The 24,611-nt window shown below is 58.6% G+C and carries 25 protein-coding genes and 1 tRNA gene; 12 read left to right on the plus strand and 14 right to left on the minus strand.

Annotated elements, in window-relative coordinates; all coding sequences use genetic code 11:
• Positions 1–5 precede the first annotated feature (5 nt).
• The 3 genes from O3S81_RS03945 (at position 6) to O3S81_RS03955 (ending at position 2,464) form a co-directional block, all read left to right on the plus strand.
• Positions 6–587, plus strand: coding sequence for a nitroreductase family protein (locus tag O3S81_RS03945; RefSeq protein ID WP_269341111.1), 582 nt, complete (start codon positions 6–8; stop codon positions 585–587).
• Positions 587–1,198, plus strand: a complete 612-nt coding sequence (locus tag O3S81_RS03950; protein ID WP_269341113.1) for a flavin reductase family protein — start codon at positions 587–589, stop codon at positions 1,196–1,198. Before O3S81_RS03945 ends, O3S81_RS03950 begins: the two co-directional genes overlap by 1 nt.
• A gap of 111 nt (positions 1,199–1,309) precedes the next feature.
• Positions 1,310–2,464 (plus strand): DUF2336 domain-containing protein, encoded by a 1,155-nt coding sequence (locus O3S81_RS03955; RefSeq protein WP_269341115.1) that lies wholly within the window; start codon positions 1,310–1,312, stop codon positions 2,462–2,464.
• A gap of 78 nt (positions 2,465–2,542) precedes the next feature.
• Here the strand turns inward: O3S81_RS03955 and O3S81_RS03960 are convergent, their stop codons facing one another.
• The gene (locus O3S81_RS03960; protein WP_269341116.1) at positions 2,543–2,977 is read right to left on the minus strand and encodes a hypothetical protein; all 435 of its coding nucleotides are present in this window, start codon (positions 2,975–2,977) and stop codon (positions 2,543–2,545) included.
• A gap of 106 nt (positions 2,978–3,083) precedes the next feature.
• Here O3S81_RS03960 and O3S81_RS03965 point away from each other — a divergent pair, with 106 nt between their 5' ends.
• Positions 3,084–3,539, plus strand: a complete 456-nt coding sequence (locus O3S81_RS03965; RefSeq protein ID WP_269341117.1) for a GNAT family N-acetyltransferase — start codon at positions 3,084–3,086, stop codon at positions 3,537–3,539.
• A 248-nt stretch (positions 3,540–3,787) separates the two neighbouring features.
• On the opposite strand, the gene O3S81_RS03970 is transcribed toward O3S81_RS03965, so the two are convergent.
• Positions 3,788–5,026: an AI-2E family transporter gene (locus tag O3S81_RS03970; protein WP_269341118.1), complete on the minus strand. Its 1,239-nt coding sequence runs from the start codon at positions 5,024–5,026 to the stop codon at positions 3,788–3,790.
• A gap of 230 nt (positions 5,027–5,256) precedes the next feature.
• On the opposite strand from O3S81_RS03970, the gene O3S81_RS03975 reads away from it, so the two are divergent.
• Entirely contained in the window at positions 5,257–6,990 is a 1,734-nt protein-coding gene (locus O3S81_RS03975) for an ABC transporter ATP-binding protein (protein ID WP_269341119.1), read from the plus strand.
• 21 nt (positions 6,991–7,011) lie between these two features.
• On the opposite strand, the gene O3S81_RS03980 is transcribed toward O3S81_RS03975, so the two are convergent.
• Together O3S81_RS03980 and O3S81_RS03985 are read right to left on the minus strand one after the other, a co-directional pair.
• Complete coding sequence (locus tag O3S81_RS03980; RefSeq protein WP_269341120.1) at positions 7,012–7,239, minus strand: hypothetical protein; 228 nt, start codon at positions 7,237–7,239, stop codon at positions 7,012–7,014.
• A 139-nt stretch (positions 7,240–7,378) separates the two neighbouring features.
• Positions 7,379–7,744: a VOC family protein gene (locus tag O3S81_RS03985; protein WP_269341121.1), complete on the minus strand. Its 366-nt coding sequence runs from the start codon at positions 7,742–7,744 to the stop codon at positions 7,379–7,381.
• Between the two features lie 329 nt (positions 7,745–8,073).
• Here O3S81_RS03985 and O3S81_RS03990 point away from each other — a divergent pair, with 329 nt between their 5' ends.
• A complete protein-coding gene (locus O3S81_RS03990; protein WP_269341123.1) occupies positions 8,074–9,399 on the plus strand; it encodes an Nramp family divalent metal transporter in 1,326 nt (441 codons plus the stop codon).
• A 6-nt stretch (positions 9,400–9,405) separates the two neighbouring features.
• On the opposite strand, the gene O3S81_RS03995 is transcribed toward O3S81_RS03990, so the two are convergent.
• The 6 genes from O3S81_RS03995 to O3S81_RS04020 form a co-directional block, all read right to left on the minus strand.
• On the minus strand, positions 9,406–9,693 hold the full coding sequence (locus O3S81_RS03995) for a helix-turn-helix domain-containing protein (protein WP_269341125.1): 288 nt from the start codon (positions 9,691–9,693) through the stop codon (positions 9,406–9,408).
• Positions 9,694–9,750: 57 nt separating this feature from the next.
• Positions 9,751–10,098: a hypothetical protein gene (locus tag O3S81_RS04000; protein ID WP_269341127.1), complete on the minus strand. Its 348-nt coding sequence runs from the start codon at positions 10,096–10,098 to the stop codon at positions 9,751–9,753.
• A gap of 152 nt (positions 10,099–10,250) precedes the next feature.
• On the minus strand, positions 10,251–14,069 hold the full coding sequence (locus tag O3S81_RS04005) for a vitamin B12-dependent ribonucleotide reductase (protein WP_269341129.1): 3,819 nt from the start codon (positions 14,067–14,069) through the stop codon (positions 10,251–10,253).
• Positions 14,070–14,746: 677 nt separating this feature from the next.
• Positions 14,747–15,244 (minus strand): xanthine phosphoribosyltransferase, encoded by a 498-nt coding sequence (gene gpt, locus O3S81_RS04010; protein WP_269341131.1) that lies wholly within the window; start codon positions 15,242–15,244, stop codon positions 14,747–14,749.
• 299 nt (positions 15,245–15,543) lie between these two features.
• On the minus strand, positions 15,544–16,389 hold the full coding sequence (locus O3S81_RS04015) for a universal stress protein (RefSeq protein ID WP_269341132.1): 846 nt from the start codon (positions 16,387–16,389) through the stop codon (positions 15,544–15,546).
• 206 nt (positions 16,390–16,595) lie between these two features.
• Positions 16,596–17,387: a competence/damage-inducible protein A gene (locus O3S81_RS04020; RefSeq protein ID WP_269341398.1), complete on the minus strand. Its 792-nt coding sequence runs from the start codon at positions 17,385–17,387 to the stop codon at positions 16,596–16,598.
• Positions 17,388–17,663: 276 nt separating this feature from the next.
• Between O3S81_RS04020 and wrbA the strand changes: the two genes are divergently transcribed.
• The gene (gene wrbA, locus O3S81_RS04025; RefSeq protein WP_269341134.1) at positions 17,664–18,263 is read left to right on the plus strand and encodes an NAD(P)H:quinone oxidoreductase type IV; all 600 of its coding nucleotides are present in this window, start codon (positions 17,664–17,666) and stop codon (positions 18,261–18,263) included.
• A 507-nt stretch (positions 18,264–18,770) separates the two neighbouring features.
• On the opposite strand, the gene O3S81_RS04030 is transcribed toward wrbA, so the two are convergent.
• Positions 18,771–19,016, minus strand: a complete 246-nt coding sequence (locus tag O3S81_RS04030) for a DUF982 domain-containing protein (protein WP_269341136.1) — start codon at positions 19,014–19,016, stop codon at positions 18,771–18,773.
• A gap of 93 nt (positions 19,017–19,109) precedes the next feature.
• Complete coding sequence (locus O3S81_RS04035; RefSeq protein ID WP_269341137.1) at positions 19,110–19,415, minus strand: hypothetical protein; 306 nt, start codon at positions 19,413–19,415, stop codon at positions 19,110–19,112.
• Positions 19,416–20,170: 755 nt separating this feature from the next.
• Here O3S81_RS04035 and O3S81_RS04040 point away from each other — a divergent pair.
• The 5 genes from O3S81_RS04040 to O3S81_RS04060 all read left to right on the plus strand — a co-directional run bounded on the left by O3S81_RS04040 (position 20,171) and on the right by O3S81_RS04060 (position 23,608).
• The gene (locus O3S81_RS04040; protein WP_269341139.1) at positions 20,171–20,323 is read left to right on the plus strand and encodes a DUF3309 family protein; all 153 of its coding nucleotides are present in this window, start codon (positions 20,171–20,173) and stop codon (positions 20,321–20,323) included.
• Positions 20,324–20,562: 239 nt separating this feature from the next.
• Positions 20,563–20,636: transfer RNA gene (locus O3S81_RS04045), tRNA-Cys, on the plus strand.
• A 229-nt stretch (positions 20,637–20,865) separates the two neighbouring features.
• Positions 20,866–21,828, plus strand: a complete 963-nt coding sequence (locus tag O3S81_RS04050; RefSeq protein ID WP_269341140.1) for a site-specific integrase — start codon at positions 20,866–20,868, stop codon at positions 21,826–21,828.
• Positions 21,829–21,956: 128 nt separating this feature from the next.
• The gene (locus tag O3S81_RS04055; RefSeq protein ID WP_269341142.1) at positions 21,957–23,117 is read left to right on the plus strand and encodes an ImmA/IrrE family metallo-endopeptidase; all 1,161 of its coding nucleotides are present in this window, start codon (positions 21,957–21,959) and stop codon (positions 23,115–23,117) included.
• Complete coding sequence (locus O3S81_RS04060; protein ID WP_269341144.1) at positions 23,117–23,608, plus strand: DUF4411 family protein; 492 nt, start codon at positions 23,117–23,119, stop codon at positions 23,606–23,608. The genes O3S81_RS04055 and O3S81_RS04060 overlap by 1 nt, the downstream gene beginning before the upstream one ends.
• A gap of 28 nt (positions 23,609–23,636) precedes the next feature.
• On the opposite strand, the gene O3S81_RS04065 is transcribed toward O3S81_RS04060, so the two are convergent.
• Together O3S81_RS04065 and O3S81_RS04070 are read right to left on the minus strand one after the other, a co-directional pair.
• A complete protein-coding gene (locus O3S81_RS04065) occupies positions 23,637–24,221 on the minus strand; it encodes a hypothetical protein (protein WP_269341146.1) in 585 nt (194 codons plus the stop codon).
• Positions 24,222–24,225: 4 nt separating this feature from the next.
• On the minus strand, positions 24,226–24,447 hold the full coding sequence (locus tag O3S81_RS04070; protein WP_025592359.1) for a hypothetical protein: 222 nt from the start codon (positions 24,445–24,447) through the stop codon (positions 24,226–24,228).
• Between the last annotated feature and the right edge of the window lie 164 nt (positions 24,448–24,611).

A 24,611-nucleotide genomic window follows, 5' to 3' on the forward strand; every position in this document is an offset into this window, starting at 1 on the left:
TGATCATGACCAGCGATATCAAGCTCCTCGATTATCTCAAGGTTCGCCGCTCCATACCGGCACTGCAACTCAGCGAACCCGGACCTTCGAAAGGTGAAATTGAGGAAATCCTGCGCCTTGCCGTGCGCGTGCCCGACCATGGCAAGCTCGCCCCCTGGCGTTTCGTCGTCTATCGCGGTGAGGAGCGGGTGCGTCTCGGCGAGACGGCGCTCAGAATCGCGCTCGAAAAAAATCCCGATCTCGATCTGCAGCAGCAGGAAGCGGAGCGTACGCGCTTCACCCGCGCGCCCGTCGTCATTGCCGTCATCAGCACCGCAAAACCGCATTTCAAGATTCCCGAATGGGAACAGGTCATGTCCGCCGGTGCGGTGTGCCTCAACGTCATCTTCGCGGCCAATGCCAGTGGTTTTGCTGCGAACTGGCTGACGGAATGGCTTGCTTTCGACCCGGCCTTTCTCGCGGAGATCGGCGTCAGCGCGGAAGAGAAGGTCGCGGGCTACATCCACATCGGCTCGACGACATTTCCGCCGGTGGAGCGGCCGCGGCCGGAGCTTGCCGATGTCGTCACCTGGGTCGGGGACATCTGATGTTCTACACCACGGATACCAACCAGCACGGCCTGCCGCATGATCCGTTCAAGGCGATCGTCGCGCCGCGGCCGATCGGCTGGATCGGTTCGAAGGGCAGGGAGGGTGTCTTGAACCTCTCGCCCTATTCCTTCTTCAACGCGATTTCGGACCGGCCGAAGCTCGTCATGTTTTCCTCGAGCGGCCGCAAGGACAGCCTGCGCAATGTCGAGGAGACCGGCGTCTTCACCGCCAATCTCGTCAGCCGCCATCTGGTCGACCGGATGAACGCTTCTTCCGCGCCGGTTGCCTATGATGTTGATGAATTCGCCCTTGCCGGCCTCACCGCTGTCGACGGGCGGGTTGTGGATGCGCCTTTTGTGGGCGAGGCACTGGCGGTTCTGGAGTGCCGCGCGACGCAGATCCAGCAGCTCACGGACATTGACGGCAAGCCGACCGAATCGTGGATGGTCATCGGGCAGGTCATGGCGATCCATATCGATGAGACGATCATTCGTGATGGTCGCATCGACATGGGGCTTGCGCGTCCGGTGGCGCGCATGGGCTATATGGATTACTGCGATGGCGGCAGCGATGTATTCCAGCTGCAACGCCCCTCTACTGCGCCGTAAATATAGCCCTTCTTCGGCAAGGGTTAAATTTTATGGTGAACCAAACGTAAACCATTTGCGCCTAGAGTTTTATACATGGTGGCGGCGATGATGCCGTCATCCATTGTATGAATGTGTTTCGAGGCTCAGGTGATCGTACAGGCATTTCTTCGCTGGTCTGAAAAGGCTGGATCGAGCGAGCGGGCAAAAGCCGCCAATGCGCTCGGCCGTGCCTATCTGCAGTCCGACATGGCGCGGGAAAACCGCGATGCCGCCTATATGGCGATGACCTATCTGCTCGATGACCCTTCACCACGCGTGCGGCTGGCGCTTGCCGAGGCGCTGGCGGATGCCGACGACGCACCGCGAGCCATTCTTGTTTCGCTTGCCGAAGACCAGCCGGAAATCGCCTGCACGGTTATTGCCCGTTCGCCGGTGCTGACTGAAGCTGATCTTGTCGATCTTGCCGGGCGTGGCGAGAGCCTGACGCGTGCCCTTATCGCCGCAAGGCCGGGCCTGCCGCGCGGTGTCTGCGCCGCGCTCGCCGAAGTTGGCGATTTGCCGGAAACCCTCATCCTGCTCGAAAACGACGATGCCTTCATCACACCGTTTTCGCTCAGGCGCATTGCCGAGCGCCATGGCTGCGACGCCGATGCCCGTGATCTCCTGCTGCGCCGAGAGGCGCTGCCCGCCGATGCGCGCCATCTCTTGATGGGTCGTATCAGCGAGGCGTTGGCGGGTTCCGCGCTGGTTCATGCGATGATCGCACGCAACCGCGCCGACAGTCTTTTCCGCGAGGCGGAGGATTCCGCCACCATCCTCATCGCTGCCGGTGTTTCGTCACCGGAACTGCCGGCGCTGGTGGAGCATCTGCGCCAGCGGCTGGAGCTGACGCCGGCGCTGCTCATCCACGCTGTCTGTTCGGGGCGGCTGGAGTTTTTCACGGCGGCGATGGTCAATCTCTCCGGTCTCGATGACCGCAAGGTGCGCGCCATTCTGGCCACCGGGCGGCCACATGCGCTGAAGGCCCTGTTCCAGTCGATCGGTCTTCTGGGGGATGTGGTCGACGTCTTCATCGAGGCGACGCTGATGTGGCGGCGTGCCGCCCGCTCGCAGCTTTCTGAAGCCGCGGCCTCCGTCTCGGCCGAATTGCTGGCGCATTTCCGTGACGTCAACGGCTCGGAAACGCTGTTCGAACTGCTGCATGCGGTACGCAAGCTGGCCATTGCGGAAGAGCGGCAGAAGGCGAGATATTATGCGGAAGCGCTTTCGATCGAGGCGGCGTAAGATCCGTGATGTTTCCGGGCCGGAGCATCCCCACACCCTCATTCCTGTGACAAGCGCAGGAACGAAGGTTCGCTGCAATCACTTATCGAACCGCTTGGCAATCCACGAATAGCTGTTCTCGACCATCCTCACCGGCGTTCCCAGGAAATGCTTTATGCCCTCGGTGGAAGGAAGGATGCGGCTGACGCGGCCGATCGCCTGTTTGGTGAGGCTTTCCTCTTCCTTTGGCGTAACTTCTGCCGTTGCCTGCTGCGCATCGGCGGGTGCCGCAGCAGGGGGCTGCGTGCCGGCCGTCTGCGGGGTCTGGTCGCCCGGGGTTTGGTCGCCCGGTGTCTGGCACACGGCCACCACAACCGGATAGGACGCGTTGGCGAAGCGCTCCAGCTCCTTTTCCGACACGGCGTCGCACAGTTCGATGCTCGTCCAGCGCTGCTGCGAAGTGGCGAGGTAGTGGCAATCGGTGGCGCTGTCGTCGCAGCCAAGGAAGGTCATGAGAACGAGGGCTGTTTTCATGGTGTGTGTTGCCTCTGTCGGGAATAATGCTCTAGAAACTCATCTATCCGGATTGCAGTGATATTACGACGAAATACGCATTTTTTGAAAGAAAGCAGGCACCGCATTGGTCACCGAAATCAAGCTTGAAACGCCCCGCCAGGACGCGGTTCTGCGCCTTATCGATCTTTCCAACGCCTATATGGCCTCGCTTTACCCGGCCGAGAGCAATCATCTGGTCGATATCGGCCAGTTGGAGAAGGACAATGTCTCGTTTTTTGTGGTCCGGCACGATGGCCGCGTGGTCGGATGTGGCGCGCTGGTGGAAGCGGGTGACGGCACGGCGGAGGTGAAGCGCATGTTCGTTGATCCCGAGGCGCGGGGATTGCGGATCGGCAAGCTGATCATGGATACGCTTGTTGCACGCGGCGCCGAACTTGGTCTTTCCGCCATCCGGCTTGAAACCGGCATCAGCCAGCCGGAGGCGATCGGCCTTTACCGCAAGGCGGGATTTGTGGAGATCGAGGCCTTTGCGCCCTATAAGCCTGATCCGCTCAGCCTGTTCATGGAGAAGGCGCTTTAAGGGCCAAGGCACGGCTTGATCGCATGATCCGGTGACGGGGAGGTTTGTGGTGCAGCCGCATCCGCTCAACGTCACCCCGGACTAGTTCCGGGGTCCAGTGCGATCAAGTCTTTGATCGCGGAAGACTCTTAATACGGCGCAGACATGCCGTGGCTGGATGCCGGATCAGGTCCGGCATGACGGAAGAGTGGATTGAGATTGGCCTTATCCGGTGTTCCAGGCAACGCCCTTCACACCGGTTTCACCAATCAAAACGCCGCTTTCCGATACGCCGTTGTTTCGTCGCTGCCGTCCTGACGCGAAACGGCCTCCGCGGTCGGATCGTTCTGCGTGGGCGGTGGAGGTGGAGCCTCGGCGCTGACGGCAGCGGAAATTTCCACTTCACGCACCCATTCGCGCCAGATCGCCACCAGCAGCGCCATCAGCACCGGGCCGATGAAGAGGCCGAGGAAACCCATGGTCTTGACGCCGCCGACGAGGCCGAAAAAGGTGGGCAGGAAAGGCAGCTTGATCGGTCCGCCGACGAGCTTCGGGCGGATGGTCTTGTCGACGATGAAAAGTTCGACCGAACCCCAGACGAAGAGCGCGAGCCCATGGGCGGGCGAGCCGCTGGCGACCAGATAGATCGACACCAGCGTGAAGGAGAGCGGCGCGCCGCCCGGAATGAGCGCCATGACGCCGGTGAGCACGCCGAGCGTGACGGGCGAGGGCACGCCGGCGATCCAGTAGGCGATGCCGAGGATGATGCCTTCGCCGATGGCGATCAGTGTCATGCCGGTCACGGTGGAGCTGATGGTGGCGGGCACGACGCGGGAAATGCGTTCCCAGCGTGTCGGCAGGATGCGCTCACCCACCAGATCGACCTGGCGGGTGAAGGCGGCGCCGTTGCGATAAACGAAGAACAGCGCGATCAGCATGAAGAGCAGGGTCAGCACCAGGTGGAAGGCGCCGTTGCCGGCGGCGAGGATCGCCCGGTAGATATTGCCGATATTGGCGCCGCTGACGAGCTGGATGAGTTCGCCGATGGCGCCCGGCGTGCCGATATATTTCACCCATTGGTCGCCAAGCCAGGGGCCGACAGCGGGAAGGGCGGCGATCCAGTCCGGCACGGGCGCGCCTGTTTTGTTGACATGCACTGCCCAGCCGAACCATTCGCGGATTTCGGTTGCCGTATAGGAGGCGGCGATGAAGATCGGCACCACGAGGAAGGCAATGATGAGGATGATGGCGATGGTGGCGCCGAGCGTGGTGTTGCCGCCCACCTGCCGCAAAAGCCGCGTATAGACCGGCCAGCTGGCGAAACCGATGACGAGGGCGGCGAGAACCGGAACCAGGAAGCCGTTGAAGAAATAGATGCCCGCAAGGACGACCAGAAGGAGCAGCCAGCGCGCAGCCGAAATGGGCGGAATCAGGGCGATCCGCGTCGGGCTGGCGGGACCAAGCCATCTCGGTTCGCCACTGGGCTTACGGCTGTCAATGTTACTCACGGCAGGCTCTTTCTCGCATTCTCCCCTCAAGGGGTGCATTCACTCTGTCACACCGATACATATAAGTGCAATATAACCCGATCACATTACCGTTGTGTGTTTATTGCCTAGGCTATTGAACGATTTTGGTAAAAATAGAACATCGGCCTTGGCGCGCGCATTGAAATATGACAATTAAACTCCGTTTTATTGCGGCGTCAGATTGCCGCGCCCGATCCCCAGGTCACGCCATGCTCCGCCGTTTCTTCGCCTATTACCGTCCCTATCGCGGTCTGTTCATTCTCGATTTTTCCTGCGCGGTTCTGTCGGGTGTGCTCGAACTCGGCTTTCCGATGGCGGTGAAGGCCTTTGTGGACGTGCTGCTGCCGGGCGGCGAATGGGCGATCATCCTTGCCGCCTCGGTGGGGTTGCTCCTCATCTATGTGCTGAATACCGGGCTGATGGCGACGGTCACCTATTGGGGACATATGCTCGGTATCAATATCGAGACCGATATGCGGCGTCTCGCCTTCGATCATCTGCAGAAGCTTTCCTTCCGTTATTTCGACAACCAGAAGACCGGCCATCTGGTCGGGCGGCTGACCAAGGATCTGGAAGAGATCGGCGAGGTGGCCCATCACGGCCCTGAGGATCTGTTCATCGCCATCATGACCTTCATCGGCGCCTTCCTGCTGATGATGTCGGTCAATGTGCCGCTGGCGCTCATCACCGCCGCCGTCGTGCCTGTCACCGCCTGGGTGACCAGCCGTTACGGCGGCCGCATGACGCAGAATTTCCGCGCGCTTTATGGCCGGGTGGGGGATTTCAACGCCCGTATCGAGGAAAATGTCGGTGGCATGCGGGTGGTGCAGGCCTTCGCCAATGAGGACCACGAGCGTGCGCTGTTCGAAAAGGACAACCAGAAATACCGCCGCACGAAGCTCGATGCCTACAAGATCATGGCGGCCAGCACCTCGCTCAGCTACATGAGCATGCGCCTGACGCAGATGATCGTGATGATCTGCGGCGCCTGGTTCGTTCTCACCGGCAGCCTCACGGAAGGCGGTTTCGTCGGCTTCCTGCTGCTGGTCGGCGTGTTCTTCCGTCCCGTGGAAAAGATCAATTCGGTCATCGAGACCTATCCGAAGGGCATTGCCGGTTTCCGCCGTTTCACCGAGCTTCTGGATACCGCGCCGGATATCGTCGATGTGCCGGATGCCGTGGAAGCGCCGCTGCTTCGCGGTGATATCGAATATCGCCATGTCGGTTTCGGTTATGCCGAGGGCAAACGGGTTCTCGACAATATCGACCTGAAGATCGGCGCTGGCGAGACCGTGGCCTTTGTTGGCCCCTCGGGTGCGGGCAAGACGACGCTCTGCTCGCTTCTGCCGCGTTTTTACGATGTCACCAGTGGCGCGATCACCATCGACGGCATCGATATCAGGAAAATGAAGCTCGCCTCGCTGCGCAACCAGATCGGCATCGTGCAGCAGGATGTCTTCCTGTTCGGCGGCACGATCCGTGAGAATATCGAATATGGCCGGCTCGGTGCCTCGGATGACGAGATCATGGATGCCGCCCGGCGCGCCCGGCTCGACAGCGTCATCGAGGCCATGCCGCTCGGGCTTGATACGGTGATCGGCGAGCGCGGCGTCAAATTGTCCGGCGGCCAGAAGCAGCGTCTTGCCATTGCCCGCATGTTCCTCAAGAACCCGCCGATCCTCATCCTCGACGAAGCGACCTCGGCGCTCGACACGGAAACCGAGCGCGCCATCCAGCAATCGCTGACCGAGCTTGCCAGGGGCCGCACCACGCTCGTCATCGCCCACCGGCTGGCGACGATCCGCGATGCCTCGCGCATCGTGGTGGTGGACCAGACCGGCATTGCCGAAACCGGCGGACATGCCGAGCTGCTGGCCGCCAAGGGCCATTACAGCCGGTTGCATGAGGCGCAGTTCAGCGCGCATCTGCCGGGTCTCAGTTGAGCGGCGCGTGCCGCCAGCAGATTACCCGCCGTTTTCCACCGCCTGTTCCTCCACGATGCCGGGATTGGGCTCCGGCTTGCCGGGATGGCTGATGACGAGATAACCCATGGCGACGGCGGCGGCGACGATGACCAGCAGCACCATGCCGCTGATGGTCATCAGCCAGTCGCGCGGCCTTCGATGCGCCATGATATATTTCGGCCATCGGTTCGGATGGTTCGCCAGGCTGAATTTATGGCCATGTCGCATGAACTTCCCCGATTATCGTTGCTCGATGAAAGATAAACGCGGGCATGCGTGCGGCCGTTCCGCACCGGTGGGGCAGGGGCGATGACAAGGCCGTGAGGCCTCTGCCGCGCCCCGATCGGCCGCAGGGGAATACGCCTGATCAGGCGGATTGAACCGCGATGCGGTTTCCCTCGCTGTCGGAAATTTCAGCGACGAAGATATTTTCATTGACGGGGGTCTTTGGAAACAGAAGCGCGCTGCCATGGGCAAGGGCCTTGGCGAGGACATAGTCAATGTCCCGGACGCTGAGATAGATGATCGCGCCGTCCTGTGTGGGAACGTAGGTCTCGCCCTGGGCGAGTGCGCCGCTGGCCCCATCCTTTCCCTCCTCGAAGGGGAAATAGGCCATCCTATTGTCGTGGATCGTGACGATCTCTCCGAATGTCACATCGAAAACCGCGCTGTAGAACAGTATCGCTCTTTCAAGATCGATCACCGGAATTTCGACATGGGCAATGAGATTCATACGGCAAATCCTCCTGGGCTGCTTGCCGAAAATGTATCGGCCGTCCTCGTGCCGGTTGCGGCAGGGTGTCGAGGGCGAGGCCAATAGGCCATGCGGCGGCGCGAAAGTCAGCCGCCATTATCCGGGCATCCACGGTTTTGAACGGGCTCATCTTTCAGCGCTTCCATGGCGTCATGCGCCATGTTCCCGCTTGGCGATGGATAAAGGCCAATCTGCGCACGACCTGCATCACCGACATGCCGCGTAAAACTTCACTTGCCAGCCGATATTGCTTATGCGAATGATTTGCAATTGCACCAATTCGATTTCCTGTTTTGAAAGTCTGGAATATGGACAAGCCTGTCTTTGGATGGCGGCGGAACGGCGATGACCTCTCGCTGTCTGACGTTCACAGTTCGATCCGCATCAAACCGGATGCCAGCACGTTTCGCCGGGCAATGGCCTTTTTTGGCCCCGGCTATCTCGTTGCGGTCGGTTATATGGATCCCGGCAACTGGGCGACGTCGCTCGCCGGCGGTTCCAAGTTCGGTTATACGCTGCTCACCGTCGCGCTGGTTTCGAACATCATGGCGATTGTGCTGCAGTCACTCTGCGCCCGTCTTGCGATCGCATCCGGCCGCGATCTCGCCCAGGCCTGTCGTGATGCCTATCCGAAACCCGTTGCCATGGTGCTGTGGCTGCTGGCAGAAATCGCCATCATCGCCACCGATATCGCCGAGGTGATCGGCACGGCCATCGGCCTCAACCTCATCTTCGGCATCCCGCTGGAACTCGGCGTTCTCATCACCGCGCTTGATGTGTTCCTGATCCTTTATCTGCAGAAGCTCGGTTTCCGCTGGGTGGAGGCGCTGGTCATCACGCTGCTTGGCGTCATTGCCGTATGTTTCGCCATTCAGGTGGCGCTCGCCGATCCCGACTGGGGGCAGGTTATCCTCGGTTTTGCGCCGACGACCGAGATCGTCACCAATCCCGACATGCTTTATCTGGCGCTTGGCATTCTCGGCGCCACTGTCATGCCGCATAATCTCTATCTGCATTCGGGTATCGTGCAGACCCGCGAAATCGGCCATAGCCTTGCCGAAAAACGCGAGGCGCTGAAATTCGCGACCCTCGATTCCACCATCGCGCTGATGTTTGCGCTCCTCATCAACGCCTCGATCCTCATTCTTGCGGCAGCGACCTTCAACAAGTCGGGGCAGACCAATGTCGCCGAACTCGGCGAAGCGCATAATCTGCTGGCACCTCTGCTCGGTCTTGCCATTGCGCCGACGCTGTTCGGCGTGGCGCTTCTTTGCTGTGGCATCAATTCCACCGTCACGGCAACGCTTGCCGGCCAGATCGTGATGGAAGGTTTCCTCAAGATGCGGCTCGCCCCCTGGCTGCGCCGCCTCATCACCCGCGCCATCGCCATCGTTCCCGCCGCCGGCGTGACCATCTTTTATGGCGACAGCGGCACGGCGGAACTGCTGATCCTGACGCAGGTGGTGCTCAGCCTGCAACTCTCCTTCGCCGTCTTCCCGCTCGTGATGTTCACCGCCGACCGGACGAAGATGGGCGAGCTGCGCTCCCCGCTCTGGCTCTCGGCCTTTGCATGGCTGATCGCAGTGGTGATTGCGGGGCTAAATGTGAAGTTGCTGGTGGATTTTATGGGGTGAGGCGGGTCAGGCCGCGCCTTTACGGAGCACAGCCGCCGTTCCCTCGGGATCGACGGCGATGACTTTCAGATAGGCGCGGGCCGGTTGATCTGGCTCGCTTCGGCCTTGTTCCCAATCGCGCAAAGTGCCGAGGGGAATATGATAACGGACGGAAAACTCCTCCTGCGTCAGCTTTAGCGCCCGGCGGATGATCTTGATGCGTGGCATTTTGGGGGCCGAGGCCAGCTGTTCGGCGGAAAGCGGCGGGTTGTCGGGATCGGCAAGCGCATTTGCCTCCGCCTCTTTGTCGGTCATGGCGTGGAGACGGGCCTATGTGGCTCGGTCGATTTTACCCGTTTATTGGCTCTGAACTCAATTTTCATCGCTCTCATCCTTAACTCTAAAGCCCGTGAGATGAAACGTGACGTCGGAAAAAGACGGATTCTCGCCAAGTAAGCTCCCTTTCCCAAGGCTTTCTCCGGACATCTGTGTCAGTAAAGCACTGGCCACGTAAAATCCGAACCAGACCGGAAAGAAAAAATAAATGAAGAGCGGGGTTAATATGTAGAATAAACCGCTCACGTGGTCTGTTAAATACGCTATTACGGTGGCCGGAGCGGCAGTGTATAAAAATAGTTTTATTGTATGAAAAATAAGTCTTAAGATGTTTTTTTGCTTGTATAAAATATATGCCTCACGGGCCTGTGCAGTTTTTTTCATTTTAAACCAGTTCAATTTTACGAACACCTATTAGTGATCGAGAGAAGTTAAAATACTGGTTTACTGATTTTAGGTTTCGAACTGGCCAATTTTTTGTTGGCCAGTCCTTAATTATTTCTTCGTGTCAATCTGACAAAGACATCTTAGATATCTTAAGAGCAACCGCTCGTCGCACCACAAGTGTCGCACTTTTCACAAGTGCCATTCCGCACCATCGTGAAGTTCTGGCATTCCGAGCACATATTGCCCGTATAGCCTTGAGCGATCGAGCGCATGCGGCGTTCGTTTTCCACCTTCTTGGCTTCCGTCTTGGCCGAAGCAGCGTCTGCGGCGGCCTTGTCGGAGAAGAGGGCGGTTGCCGTCTGCTGGGCTTCCTGGGCGACCTCGTCGATGACTTCCTCGGCGATTTCTTCGGCCAGTTCCTTGGCGCGCTCTTCATAGTCCCGCTTGAAGGAGACGATTTCGGAGGTTGCGATGGAGACCGTCGGTTCCAGCTTGCGGGCGGCGGAGCCGGCAAAGGAGGTGACGTTGGCCGAGGCGCGGGCAGGAGCTGCCGTTGCCGAACCCTTCGGCTCGGAAGACGAACGTTCGCTGCCATTGCTGGAAACCAGCGTCGGCTTGTAACCGCGGGTCCAGCCGGTGGAAACGAGGTTGGTCTTGCCTTCCTGGATACCCTTGCCGAGTGCCGTGTTGGAGAAATCCGACGTATCGACATGGGCGAGATCGTGGCGGCCGAGATAGGAGACGGCGAGTTCGCGGAACACGTAGTCGAGGATCGACGTGGCGTTCTTGATCGCGTCGTTGCCCTGCACCATGCCGGCCGGTTCGAACTTGGTGAAGGTGAAGGCCTCCACATATTCTTCCAGCGGCACGCCATATTGCAGGCCGAGCGAAATGGCGATGGCGAAGTTGTTCATCATCGCACGGAAGGCGGCACCTTCCTTGTGCATGTCGATGAAGATTTCGCCGATGCGGCCATCACCGAATTCACCGGTGCGCAGATAGACCTTGTGACCGCCGACGGTTGCCTTCTGGGTGTAACCCTGACGGCGGTTCGGCAGCTTTTCACGCTCACGCGAGACACGCTCGATGACGCGTTCGACGATCTTTTCGGTGATCGTCACGGCCTGCTGTGCAGCCGGCTGCTGGATCAGCTCTTCGATCAGGTCTTCGTCGTCCTCATCTTCCACCAGCGAGGCGTTGAGCGGCTGGGAAAGCTTGGAGCCATCGCGGTAAAGGGCGTTGGCCTTCAGCGCCAGCTTCCAGGAGAGCATGTAGGCGCTGCCGCAATCCTCAACCGTCGCATCGTTCGGCATGTTGATCGTCTTGGAGATCGCACCGGAGATGAAAGGCTGGGCCGCCGCCATCATGCGGATGTGGGATTCAACCGAGAGATAACGCTTGCCGATCTTGCCGCAGGGGTTGGCGCAATCGAAGACCGGCAGGTGCTCGTTCTTAAGGAACGGTGCGCCTTCCAGCGTCATCGCACCGCAGACGTGCACATTGGCCGCTTCGATGTCCTTCTTGCCGAAGCCGAGGTGCTCCAGCAGGTTGAAGCTCATGTCGGAGAGCTGCTCGTCGGAGACCTTCAGCGTTTCCTTGAGGAAGTCGGCGCCGAGCGTCCACTGGTTGAAGACGAACTTGATGTCGAAGGCGCTCTTCAGAGCGCCGTTGACGGCTTCGATCTTCTCATCGGTGAAGCCCTTGGCCTTCAGCGTCGAAGGGTTGATGCCGGGCGCCTGGTTGAGGTTGCCATGACCGACGGCATAGGCCTCGATCTCGGCGATCTGGCTTTCGGAATAACCGAGCGAACGCAGCGCATCCGGAACGGCGCGGTTGATGATCTTGAAGTAACCGCCGCCGGCGAGCTTCTTGAACTTCACCAGCGCGAAATCGGGCTCGATGCCGGTCGTGTCGCAATCCATCACGAGGCCGATCGTGCCGGTCGGCGCGATAACGGTCGTCTGGGCGTTGCGGTAGCCGTGCTGTTCACCGAGTGTCAGCGCCTTGTCCCAGGCGGCGACGGCATGGGCAATCAGGTCCTGATCCGGGCAGTCGCCATGGATCAGCGCAACCGGGTTGACCGACAGGCCTTCATAACCTTCCGACTGGCCAAGGGCGGCGCGGCGGTGGTTGCGGATGACGCGCAGCATGTTTTCGCGGTTCGGCGCAAAGCCCGGGAAGGGGCCAAGCTCGCCGGCCATTTCGGCCGAGGTGGCGTAAGACACGCCGGTCATGATCGCGGTGAGCGCACCGGCAATGGCGCGGCCTTCGGCGCTGTCATAGGGAATGCCCGAAGACATCAACAGGCCGCCGATATTGGCGTAACCGAGGCCGAGCGTGCGGTATTCATAGGAGAGTTCGGCGATCTGGCGCGACGGGAACTGCGCCATCATGACCGAGACTTCGAGCACGACGGTCCACAGGCGAACGGCATGTTCGTAATCGGCGATATCGATGCGCTTCGTCTTGGCATCCTTGAACTGAAGCAGGTTCAGCGAGGCAAGGTTGCAGGCCGTGTCGTCGAGGAACATGTATTCCGAGCACGGGTTCGAGGCGCGGATCGGGCCGGCGGCCGGCGAGGTGTGCCAGTCGTTCATGGTGGTGTTGAAATGCAGGCCGGGATCGGCCGATGCCCAGGCGGCATGGGAAATCTTTTCCCAGAGATCGCGGGCCTTCAGCGTCTTCATCACCTTGCCGTCCTTGCGGGCGGTGAGGTTCCAGTCGCCGTCATTCTCGACAGCGCGCAGGAAGTCGTCCTTCAGCGATACGGAGTTGTTGGAGTTCTGGCCAGATACCGTGAGGTAGGCTTCCGAATCCCAATCCGTGTCGTAGGTCTTGAACTGGATGTCCTTGTAACCCTGTTCGGCGAACTGGATGACGCGCTTGACGTAGTTTTCCGGCACCATGTCCTTCTTGGCGGCGCGGATTTCGCGCTTCAGGGCAGGGTTCTTGGCCGGGTCGAAACAATCACCATTGTCAGCCTCGCAATTGACGCAGGCCTTCATGATCGCCTTCAGGTGCTTGGCGACGATCTTGGAGCCGGTGACGAGAGCGGCAACCTTCTGCTCCTCGTTCACCTTCCAGTCGATATAGGCTTCGATATCGGGGTGGTCGGCATCAACGACGACCATCTTGGCCGCACGGCGGGTGGTGCCGCCGGACTTGATGGCGCCGGCTGCGCGGTCACCGATCTTGAGGAAGCTCATCAGGCCGGAGGAACGGCCGCCGCCGGAAAGCTTTTCGCCTTCGCCGCGCAGATAGGAGAAGTTGGAACCGGTGCCGGAGCCGTATTTGAACAGGCGCGCTTCACGCACCCACAGGTCCATGATGCCGCCTTCGTTGACGAGGTCGTCTTCCACGGACTGGATGAAACAGGCATGCGGCTGCGGATGTTCGTAAGCGGACTTGGACTTGGTCAGCTTGCCGGTGAAAGGGTCGACATAGAAGTGGCCCTGGCCGGGACCATCGATGCCATAGGCCCAGTGCAGGCCGGTGTTGAACCATTGCGGGCTGTTCGGCGCAACACGCTGGGTGGCGAGCATATAGGCAAGCTCGTCGCGGAAGGCGAGGGCATCTTCTTCCGTGGAGAAATATTTGCCCTTCCAGCCCCAATAGGCCCAGGTGCCGGCCAGACGGTCGAAGACCTGGCGCGCATCGGTCTCGGAGCCGAAACGTTCGGCTTCCGGCACGTCCTTCAGCGCCTTTTCATCGGGAACGGAGCGCCACAGGAAGGAAGGAACGTCGTTTTCCTCAACCTTCTTCAGGAACTTCGGCACGCCGGCCTTGCGGAAATATTTCTGCGCCAGAACGTCGGTGGCAACCTGGCTGAACTGCGCGGGAACGTCGATATCCGCCAGACGGAACACGATCGATCCATCCGGGTTCTTGATTTCACTGACGGCCTTGCGGAAATCGATTTCCGCATAAGGCGATTGGCCGGGCTTCGTGAAGCGGCGTTCAATGCGCATGGTTTCCTGTCCTCGTCCATTGGGCGCCCGGTGAAGGGCGCAAAAATCCGGTCCAGCCGTGCGATGCCTTCGCGCAGCCGGTTGTTGCCGATCTGTAAGGGATGTTCATCCTTGGATGTGATCCCTGTATCTCGTGGCTTATTCGGCTGCAAGCATAGTTTGGAATACTAAATATAGTATCAACAGCTTCCTGCCGCCAGTCCCCGCATCATGTTTTTGGCGGTTTCCGCAAGGCGCACAAAACCCTCCGGCGAACCGCCCCCTCATGGTCGGGACGCCGTTCTGGACCTGCGCGCTGAAGATGGAGAAGAACCGGCCTCGTTACTTTCCGGTCCGTTGCCGCCGCAACATAAGTGTCACTTTCCTCCCGTGACACAGATTCGTCAAGCCATAGATTGAAACCCATTTTTAACCACAAGATATTGTGTGGAGTGCCTGTGGAAAACGGGGATAGGAAAAGCGCTTAGAAAAATCAGTGACTTGGCGGAAAAATTTGAAGCTTGCGCGAGGCTGGTTTCCGCAACGGAAAGTCAAAACCCAGCATTTCCGGGGTGAGGCATAATGGCGACACTGCGGTTTTTCCGTGTTTTTCGCGGCCGTCAAAAAAGACGTTTCTCCACAAAAAACCGCCCTCGATGGGGCGGCTTTTCAAAGTTGATTTCAGCGGTGACAGGCAATCAGCCGCGCGATCCCTTGGCGATCGGCTCCTGATAGGTGAAGCCCATATCCCAGGGGAAATAGATCCAGGTGTCCTGGCTCACTTCGGTGACAAAGGTGTCGATGGTCGGCACGCCCTTCGGCTTGGCGTAAACACAGGCGAAATGCGCCTTGGGCAACATTTCGCGCACTTCGAGCGCCGTCTTGCCGGTATCGGTGAGGTCGTCGACCACAAGCACGCCTTCGCCGGCATCTGCCGTCAGTTCCGGGGCAACGCCCTTCAGGAGAACCGTTTCGCCCTGGTTGACATAGTCATGGCGCGTGGCGATGCAGACCGTGTCGATCATGCGGATGTTCAGTTCACGGGAAATGATCGCCGCCGGAACGAGACCGCCACGGGTGATGCAGACGATTGCCCGGAACTCTTTGTCGAGACCGGCAAGACGCCAGGCAAGCGCACGGGCGTCGCGGTGGAACTGGTCCCAGGAAACGGGAAAGGCTTTATCGGGAAGGGACATGTCGTCTACCATCTGGTCAAAATTGTCGATGGCTTTGGCTAATAGCCGCAAGACCGGCAAAAAGGCAAGCTTTGCGCGCAAAGGCAGGGCAAGAGATCACCACTTGTTTCTTCTCCCCGCCGGGGAGAAGGTGGCCCGAAGGGTCGGATGAAGGGGCTAGCTCACAGTGTTTCTCTACCCTTGCCCCCTCATCCCGCTGCCGCGGACTTCTCCCCGGCGGGGAGAAGAAACAAGGGGCAACCGCTCGCTTCATGTGGGATGCCGCGGGGCTTGCGGCACTATTCGCGCCGCATCCATTTTTAACGCGAAAGCAGCGTCATCGCCGTCATGGAATCGAGCAGGGTGCGCGTCACGCCGCCGAACAGCAGTTCCCACCAGCGGGAATGGCCATAAGCGCCCATAACCAGAAGGTCGATGCTGTTATCCGACAGGCGGTTTTCGATGGCCGCCTGCGGCGAGATACCGGCGATCTTTTCCTGAGAGGTAACCGTGACATTCACGCCGTGGCGGGCAAGCGTGGCGGCCAGTTCCGCACCGGCAAAGCCCGAAGACTGGGTTTCGCTGTCGGCCTGATCGACCGAGAAGATTTCGACGCTGTCGGCGGCCTTCAGGAAGGGCAGGGCATCGAAGGTGGCACGGGTTGCCTCGCGGGAGCCGTTCCAGGCAATCAGGACGCGCTTGATCGGTTTGGCGACGGTGAGCACATGCGGCACGAGGAGAACGGGGCGGCCGCTTTCATAAAGGAAACCGTCAATATCCGAGCGGCTGTCGGACAATGCCGAAGAACTGCTCTGGCGGGCAACGACGAGATCGGCGCAGCGGGCGCTGTCGATGGCGGATGCGGAGGCATATCCCACCGATGTGACGAAGCTGCGCCATTCATGCGAGATGCCGTTGGCAGACAGCGTGCGCTCGAAAAGCGTGCCGACATCGGTGGTTTCCCTGTGCGCCACATCCTGCAACGCCTGCACGGTGGCAGGGTCGGGAATTTCCATCGGCGCGACGAGCGGAACTGCGGCCAGCGTTTCCATATGCAGGCCGATCACATGCGAGGAAAACTGATCGGCAAGGCTTACCACGAATTCGCCGAGCTTCTGCGTGTTCGAAACATTGTCGACCACTGCCAGTATCGTTTTGTAACCCATTTCTCTCTCCTCGGTGACATGTCGTTTTCAGATCGTTCGGGCTTTTTTTTCGAATCGCCAGAACGATCCAAGTCTCTGTTTTACGCATTGTCCGGACGGAAAAGGTGTTCCGCTTTTCCTGGAAATGCTCAGGGGGAGAGTGGCCGCCTTTACAGGCCGCCACCTTGATTTTGGTCAAAGCCTCTTCGTCTCAAACCTTTTCTGTCTCAGGCGGTTGCATCGCCCTTGCTCGCCGTCAGTCTTTTTTCCTGGCCGATGGTTTCGATCATGGCCGCAACCGCCTCGGTTGCCGCCTTCAGCACGCCGGCGTCGCGGGCGCGCACGACGATCTCGGTCGAAAAACGCTGCCCGTCATATTTGGGATAGGAGCCGATGCTGGTTTCCGGATGGGCCTTCTGGATGGCCGTCAGCGGGGTGCCGATATCGCCCTCGCCATAGGGCGAGCGCACCGCCTGCGACATGACCTTCGCGCCGGTGCGCAGGGTCGGCATGACATTGTCGAGCATGGCCTGAAACACCTGCGGCACGCCGGCCATGACATAAACGTTGCCGATGACGAAGCCGGGGGCGACGGAGACGGGATTGGCGATGTGTGCCGCACCCCTCGGCATGCGGGCCATGCGCTTGCGCGCCTCGGTGAATTCCATTTCCCGGACGCGGTACATGTCGCCGAGCAGGCGCAGCGCTTCGGCATCGTGTTCGCAGGGCAGGCCGAACGCCGCAGAGACCGCATCCGCGGTGATATCGTCATGGGTCGGGCCGATGCCGCCGGAGGTGAAGACATAATCATAACGGCCGCGCAGCGCATTCAGCGCCTCGACGATCGATTCCTCCTCATCGGCGACGATACGCACTTCCTTGAGATCGATTCCCGACATGGTGAGAACATCGGCGAGATGCCCGATATTCTTGTCCTTGGTGCGGCCCGACAGCAGTTCGTCGCCGATGGCGAGCATGGCGGCGGTCACGACGGATTGGGCGGAGGAGGGATTGGACATGGTTGCACTCGTCATCTGTTTCACCCGACGTTAACGCCGTGCACCCCGAATGCAAAGCGGTTTTGAAGAAAGGCAAGTCGGGGATCGGTTGACGATGGCGCCCTGCGTTCACTCATCGTGAACAGTGCGTATGCCAATCCCCGGCTGGTGGGGCGCCGATCCGTCGGCTAGGTTTTTGTCACACAGTTTTACGGGTCAACGCCAATGATCATCGAGTTTTTGAAGAAACTTATAACCGGTACGCCGGAAACAGCTCCAACAAGGGAAACGAAGAGAATGACGAAAGTTTTGGTACTCTATTATTCTTCTTACGGTCACATCGAGACGATGGCCTATGCCGTTGCCGAAGGTGTAAAATCGACGGGCGCGGACGTCGTCGTCAAGCGCGTTCCTGAACTGGTGCCGGAAGAGGTCGCCAGATCCTCGCACTTCAAGCTTGATCAGGCAGCGCCGATCGCAACCGTGGACGAACTGGCTGATTACGACGCCATCATCGTCGGTGCCGGCACGCGTTTCGGCACGGTCGCCTCGCAGATGCGTAATTTCTGGGACCAGACCGGCGGTCTGTGGTTCAGCGGCAAGCTGGTTGGCAAGGTCGGCTCGGCCTTCACTTCCTCCGCCACGCAGCATGGCGGTCAGGAATCGACCATTCTCGGTTTCCTGCCCACCTTCCTGCACCATGGCATGGCGGTTGCCGGCCTGCCTTATGCCTTCCAGGGCCAGATGGGTGTCGATGAAATCAAGGGCGGTTCGCCCTATGGCGCCTCCACCATCACCGATGGCGACGGCTCGCGCCAGCCTTCGGCGATCGAGCTGGAAGCCGCTCGCTTCCAGGGCGCCCATGTGGCGAAGCTCGCCGCCAAGCTTTCCGCCTGATTTGACGGCTTGCTGAAAAAGAAATGCGGCCCGAAAGGCCGCATTTTCTTATGCCGGGATTTCACGTTGCCGGTAACGTCGGGCAGGGAGTTTGAAGCGGGGTCAGATCGGCAGGTTGACCATGAAAAGGCAGCTTGCAACCACGAAGCCAAGCATCGAGATTTCGAGAAAACCGTTCAATCCGTCACGCATTCCAACCCTCCTTGTGATGAGCGAAAAGAGAACGGACGAAGCTTCCCGCAGTTCCATAACAGAAGAATGAAATTTAGGAATTTTTAACACGCCGCTGTCGGGCGGCGCGAGGCAAGGGGCAGGGCGCGTCAGCCGGTGACGACGAAGGCCACCACGAGATGGCCGAGAAGGCCGATCGCCAGGCAGGAGAGGAGAAAAATGAACAGGGCTTTTTTCATGTTTCCTGAAGCTTCCATCTGTTGCGATCCATCGAACCCGTTATCTTGAAAACGCGGCGCCGCAGGGCGCATTTATAAGGCTGAGGCCTACCTGCCGTCAGGCCTTGATATCGAGGCCTGCCTCGATTGCGGCGGCGATGAAGGCCCTGCGCGCATCCTCCGGCTTTTTTCTGCCGGCATCGACGGCGGCGCAGATGAGCAGCGCCTTGTCCAGCGCTTCGCCATCTTCGATCGGCCAGTCCTCGATCAGCGCCCAGGAGGCGGCCTGCGTGGTGTCGATGCTCGTATAATCGCCCGGCGTTTCGAAGGCGATCAGGACGGGTTTTTGCCAGCGCGTGTTCATCGCTCTTCCATATTGATTATCGCGCCCGGCTCTAAACGAAGCGGGCGGGATGCGCAATCCCGGTCGAGGACCGTTTCCGCCTGTTCCCTGCGGTCAGTCGTCGCGCCCGAAAAGCCACTCGCGAATGATGCGCCGGTCGATGAGTTCCAGCGAACGGTCCGGCGCGATGCGATAGGTTTCCACCGCCCGCGTGCTGCCGTCGATGCGGAATTCATGGGTGAAGGTGCTGCCGATCGGCGATTTCGTCAGCTTGGTGCGCGGCTGGCCCCTATAGATGATGCTGCCAGGGATCGGTTCGACATAGGGCGCTGGTCCGGCGTAAACGGCGGGTCCGGCTGTGGTGCATCCCGCAAGCGCCAGTGCGAGCGCCATAGTGGCCGATGATACGAGCGTTTTCATCCTGTCCTCCGAAGTGCGTCTGCGAAAACGATATGGAGGCGCAGCGGTTCCCGGTGGGCAAGAGGATCGGGGATAATTCGTCCCGGCTATTTGCTCTTCGGATTCTGAATGTCGCGCGCGACCCAGCGGAAGAAAGCGTAGACGAGGAAGGCGAAGATGAAAAGCGGGATGAGGTTCGCAAAACCGGACATGTGATTCTCGTTTCTCCCTCCCGGCCTGGGGTCTAGCCGGAGAAAAAGAGGCAAGGCAAGAGCCATGCGATGGGACGCCGGTCACATGTCCGTGTGCCGGTACCGGAATGGAGGGCAGAGAGGCTGCGGGGGGAGACCTGGCGCACTGCCAGTGATGCCAGGTCTCTCTGTCTCCCGTCAGTTTCAGGGAACGGGCGACTTTCAAGAGTATGTCGAACGGCGGGCGGGATACATAGACCGAGAAATTACCTCGAATAAATCGTTGCCATCCTCACCCCGTGGAAAAGCCGGAACGTCGCCCGCATCCGGGCGCGGGTAGAGGTCCGGTCGCCCGATATCATTATCCGACGAATTGTTTTTCGATGGGTTGGCGATAACGCCCGTTTCCCTCAGCCCGAGGGAAGGTGCGGTAAGCTGCCCCATTCGCGAATAATGGTTTAACCCGTTGAAAGGCTTCAAGGCTTGTGCGGCGATGGATGCCAGAGGAGGGAACCTTTTGCACGCTTTATCATTCAAACAGACAGGGACCCATGCCAATAATGGGCCAATAAAGGAGGGCTACACATGCTCGGCACCATCCTCGTCATCCTGCTCATTCTTTTCCTGATCGGCGCACTGCCAAGCTGGGGTTACCATAGCTACGGTTATGGCCCCTCGGGCGGTCTCGGACTGGTTCTGGTCATCGTCCTGATCCTGGTCCTGCTTGGGCGAATTTGATTGACCGCCCACGGGAATACAGCAATGCCCGCGTCGCTGCCAATGCGCCGAATGCGGGCGTAGTTTCTTCTGAAATATGAGGAAGATATAAAAAACCACGCAATCTTAAGCGCTTAGTGAGAGGCTAATCCGTTGCGCCGATCCTGCTTGAAAAAACATCGCATTCGGAACGAACCCTCTTGCGCCCAAAATGGATTCGTTCTAAATGCCCGCCATCGCTTGAATTGAAGAGCGTGTGAGGCCTCGTGGCGGAGTGGTGACGCAGAGGACTGCAAATCCTTGTACCCCGGTTCAATTCCGGGCGAGGCCTCCAAAAATTTCACCAGTAAAATCAAATGTTTATTGATGAAAAGCCCTCTCGCTGTGGGTTTTTCATGTCGCGCCTTGTTGCGCTGTGGTTTCCGTGATTTCCGGGCGATTCCCTGTGGCTACGGCGAATCCATGCGACATGATTTGCAACATGTAGTCGGACCGGCATCTTTCGGCGCGCTGACGAGCAGGCCGCTTATAGCTACTAATCAACTGCAGGATAGGGTTACCAAATGTCCGCACACACGTTGATGTCTCAGCCGCCGGGAATAGAGGCTGTCTCCGAGCTCTCTGACGCCGCGCTAGACTACGGTCGCGCTGCGTTGTCCAGCAACACCATGCGGGCCTACAAAAGCGATTGGCAGGATTTTCAAGATTGGTGTGTGGCTCGCGACCGATCGCATCTGCCGGCCAGCGCTGCGACCGTGGCGAACTATGCTTCCTATCTTGCCGATGCTGGCAAAAAGGTGCCTACGATCGCCCGCAAGCTGGCCGCCATTCGCTTCTTTCATCGCGGCGCTGGTCTGGATAACCCAACGGACCATGCAGGCGTAGCGGCCATCCTGAAGGGCATACGCCGTACAGTGGGCACAGCGGCACGCCAGAAGGCTCCAGCAACGGTGGACGTCATTCATGCCATGATAGCGCGGATCAACGCCGACAGCCTGCAGGGCAAGCGCGACAGGGCGCTGCTGTTGCTCGGTTTCGCGGGCGCCTTCCGTCGCTCCGAGCTTGTGGCGATCACGTTCGAGGATTTGACTTTCGGCCAGGAGGGCGTTGACGTGTTCCTTCCGAAATCCAAGACGGATCAAGAGGCGAAAGGCCAATCGGTTGCCATCCTGAACGGCAAGGCACTGAAACCCGCTGACAGGCTCAAGGAGTGGCTGCAGGCGGCCGGGATAATCTCGGGCCCAATCTTCCGCCGCTTCAATCGTGGTGACCGCCTGACTGGAGAGACATTAACTGATCAAGCCGTGGCGTTGATCGTCAAGAAGTATGCCGATGCCGCCGGCCTCGATGTGGCAAGTCTATCCGGCCATTCGCTGCGCGCTGGCTTCGTCACGTCGGCGGCAGAGAACCGGGCTAGCATATCCCGCATCATGGAAGTGACCCGCCATCGTGATCCGCGCACCGTGGAAACCTACGTGCGGCGGGCCGATAGGTTTAAGGACCATGCCGGTGATGGATTTCTGTAACACTGTAATAAATTTCGAAACAATTCGTTTTGTATTGAGGTTCTCAGATGAAAGCTGGACGAAAGTATGCCTTTCGTTAACCTCTATCTGCGTGCAATCTCCAACATAGAATCAACTATCGAAAACACATGACCAAAGCGCTGATCAATTCGGATATGATCGTATGGGCTGCAGACCGCGCCAATATCAGCGCGGAGGCGGTAAGCGCCAAGCTCAAGCTGGAGCCAGAAAAGGTTTTGTCGTGGTTCGACGGCGTTGATCAGCCTTCTTTCGCTCAAGCGCAAAAATTGGCGAAGTGTCTCCATATACCTTTTGGATTTTTATACCGGAGAACTCCGCCCGATGACGAACTGCCAATTCCGGACTTGCGAACGGTAGGAAGCGATCCCGCCACCGGGCTGGATCATAACTTTCGAGACTTGCTGAAAGATGTACTTTTTAAACGAGACTGGTATCGCGATTTCTGTATCGAAATTGACGGTGACGACTTGCCTTTCGTTGGTAGCTTTAACGTAAATAGCTCGGTGACCGAGGTAGCCCGCGACATCAAGAGGGTGCTTTTTCGTGAGGCCAAATTCGACATTGGTTCTGTGACAAATTGGGAAGCATACCTCACTGTCCTGATGAGGAAAGCAGAGGATGCGGGCATATGGGTAATGCGAAACGGTGTGGTGGGCAGCAACACGACGCGGGTGTTGTCCGTTTCGCAATTCAGGGGGTTTGCAATCAGCGACCCAATAATTCCCCTTGTTTTCATTAATGGTACTGACGCCAAAGCTGCCCAGATTTTCACGTTTGCCCATGAGCTCGCCCACATATGGCTTGGAGAGAGCGGGATATCTAACGTCCGCATAGGGGACATAGACTATGGTACACATCGATCTTTAGAGCGTAAATGCAATCAAATCGCTGCAGAGTTTCTGGTGCCGGCCGAGGATTTGCTTGCCCTTTGGATGCCTGAAAATCCCGCTGGATGGAACATTGATCGAAACGCGAAGCATTTCAAAGTGAGCCGCATTGTGACGGCCCGAAGAGCCTTCGATTTGGGGCTAATAGCCGAAGACGACTACAAGCGATACTACGCTGTGGAGAGCAGAAAGTGGGAAGAGGATAACGGTAGTGGCGGAGATTTTTACCGTACGCTCCCCGTGCGCAATGGTGGCCGCTTTACGAACTCCGTCGTTAATGAGGCGGTTTCTGGTCGGCTATTGTTGAGACAAGCCGCAGCCCTCCTCAATACCCAGCCGGGATCGGTGATGAAATTCCATTCTCGTAGGCGGGCAGCTTAATGAAGCTTCTGTTAGATTCGAACATCTTCATTGAGGCAAAAAATCGCTACTATGCCTTCGATATCTGTCCTGGCTTTTGGGAGTGGATGGATAGCGTATGCGGCACCGAAGTCGGGACTATCGTGAATGTTCGCGACGAGCTGATAGAGGGTAAAGACGAACTCGCAGCATGGGCAAAGGATCGCCGTGACGCGGACTGGTTTTTATCGGTAGATGATGACACGACCCAAGAGAATTTCACTGCGGTAGTTCAGGCTGTGGTGGACGGCGGTTACAAAGAAATTGGGGTTGAAAAATTCTTAGCGAAGGCCGACCCGTGGCTGATCGCAAAGGCAATGACGATTGGCGCCACGATAATAACTCACGAGGTCATCGAGCCCTATTCGAAGCGGCGGGTGCCAATTCCCAATGTTTGCGAGGTCTTCGGTGTGCCTTGTGTCAATACCTTCGACGCGCTCCGAAAGTATTCCACGATCTTTAAATTGGGTTGAAGACCGGTATTGGTAACTGGTCTTCTCGCTACTCATCCCACGCAGCTTCAAGGTGTCCGCCAAGCGCCTTCACACCTCGCTGAATGGCCTTGAAGTTTGGGTATTTGCTCCGGCAGCCGCGTGACCGGAAATAGCGGCCAGTGCCGGCCTCGTCGTCCACGTCTGGCATGTACCAACCGATTTCGTAAGCTCGCGATCGCAGTTGGTCGAGAGATTTAACGCCGGTGATTTTGTACGGTTTTCGCTTACGACGGTAGCCGTAATAGTAAGCCACCTTGCGAATGCGCTCGATTTCCACGCCAGGGAAAGCAGCGCGCAGCTCATCGTGGGTGGCTTCAGGGTAAAGCTTGCGTAACCGCTGCTTGTCGAGCGGGCCCCAGGTTCTTCTGGGCGACGTCAGTCCCAGCTTCCTGCATCTGGTCCTGATGGCGCACTCCGTCCTGTTGTAAAGGATCTGGCGCAGGGCAAAGAAATCTGGATGGAATAAGCGGCAGATGAAATCCTCATCCTCAGTCCACAACTTCTGTCCGAAGAGGGTAAAGCCAGATCGCAGCATCCTTTCACGGATACGCTCAGCAGACGCTGCGCCTCTGACAAACTGCGCGAGCGACATCGCATCAAGCCGGCTTTTTCACTCTCAGCGTGCGATATGCGTTGAAGGTGCCGGCCTTATCTGTGAACAGATCGACTAGCGAGGATGGAAGGGAATTGAGTTCCCGCAACTGCGTGGCCAAATCAACAAACTGAAGCTTCAGGCGCTCGACCTCTGAAGCCTTAACTTCCTCTATCTTCGCCTCGATCTCGGCTTTTGCTCTCAGCAATTCCTGCAGCTCACCCATGGCTCCGTCTCCGCTTTTGGTGGGAATAGGGCGACCTTATGAAGCGCTGCGGATCTTTGTCCACGTCTTCTCTATCGTACGCTTTCTGACAGGCTAACGACGAGGATTTACTGTTTCGATATGGGCGCAATTGGCGCGCGTTGCGCTGACGATAACGATCATCA

Origin of the sequence: Agrobacterium sp. SOY23 (genome assembly GCF_027212525.1) — a bacterium.
GTDB classification, from domain to species: domain Bacteria; phylum Pseudomonadota; class Alphaproteobacteria; order Rhizobiales; family Rhizobiaceae; genus Agrobacterium; species Agrobacterium tumefaciens_I.